General features: G+C 65.6%; 1 protein-coding gene. It reads left to right on the top strand.

Annotation, left to right across the window (positions count from 1 at the left end; translation table 11 throughout):
- A partial coding sequence (locus tag IED13_RS28475) for a DNA translocase FtsK (protein WP_248312821.1) occupies positions 1-1,196 on the top strand: 1,196 nt, incomplete at both ends.

Below are 1,196 nucleotides of genomic sequence, written 5' to 3'. Positions count from 1 at the left end.
GCGGTGGTGCAGGGCAAGAACGCCATCGGCATCGAGCTGCCCAACGCCAAGCGCGAGACTGTCTTCCTGCGCGAGCTCCTCGCCAGCCAGGATTTCGAGGCGACCAAGCACAAGCTCGCACTATGCCTGGGCAAGACCATCGGCGGCGAGCCGGTGATCGCCGATCTCGCCCGCATGCCGCATCTGCTCGTCGCCGGCACCACCGGCTCGGGCAAGTCGGTCGCGATCAACACCATGATCCTGTCGATCCTCTACCGGCTGAAGCCGGAGGAATGCCGCCTGATCATGGTCGATCCCAAGATGCTCGAACTCTCCGTCTATGACGGCATCCCGCATCTGCTCACCCCGGTCGTCACCGACCCCAAGAAGGCGGTCGTCGCCCTCAAATGGGCGGTGCGCGAGATGGAGGAGCGCTACAAGAAGATGTCGAAGCTCTCGGTGCGCAACATCGACGGCTTCAATGCCCGCGTCGGCGAAGCCAAGGCGGCGGGCGAGGTCATCACCCGCACCGTCCAGACCGGCTTCGACAAGCACAGTGGCGAGGCGATCTACGAGGAGGAGGTCATGGACCTCGAGCCTCTGCCCTATATCGTCGTCATCGTCGACGAGATGGCCGATCTGATGATGGTCGCCGGCAAGGAGATCGAGGGCACGATCCAGCGCCTCGCCCAGATGGCCCGCGCCGCCGGCATCCACGTGGTCCTCGCGACACAGCGTCCCTCGGTCGACGTCATCACCGGCACGATCAAGGCGAACTTCCCGACCCGGATCTCCTTCCAGGTCACCAGCAAGATCGACTCGCGCACGATCCTCGGCGAGATGGGCGCCGAGCAGCTGCTCGGCCAGGGCGACATGCTCTACATGGCCGGCGGCGGGCGCATCACCCGCGTCCACGGCCCCTTCGTCTCGGACAACGAGGTCGAGAAGGTCGTCGCCCATCTCAAGACGCAAGGCCGCCCGCAATATCTTGACGCCGTCACCTCCGAGGAGGAGGAAGCGGCCGAGGACGAGGACGGCGCCGTCTTCGACAAGACCGGCATGGGTTCGCTCGACTCCGACGACCCCTACGAGCAGGCGGTGGCGGTCGTGCTGCGCGACAAGAAGGCCTCGACCTCCTACATCCAGCGCCGCCTCCAGATCGGCTACAACCGCGCCGCCTCCATCATGGAGCGCATGGAGAACGAGGGCATCGTCGG

The organism is Allobosea spartocytisi (assembly GCF_014764685.1).
GTDB classification, from domain to species: domain Bacteria; phylum Pseudomonadota; class Alphaproteobacteria; order Rhizobiales; family Beijerinckiaceae; genus Allobosea; species Allobosea spartocytisi.
The sequence above is the reverse complement of the archived record's forward strand: the minus strand, read 5'-3'. Positions and strand labels throughout refer to the sequence as shown.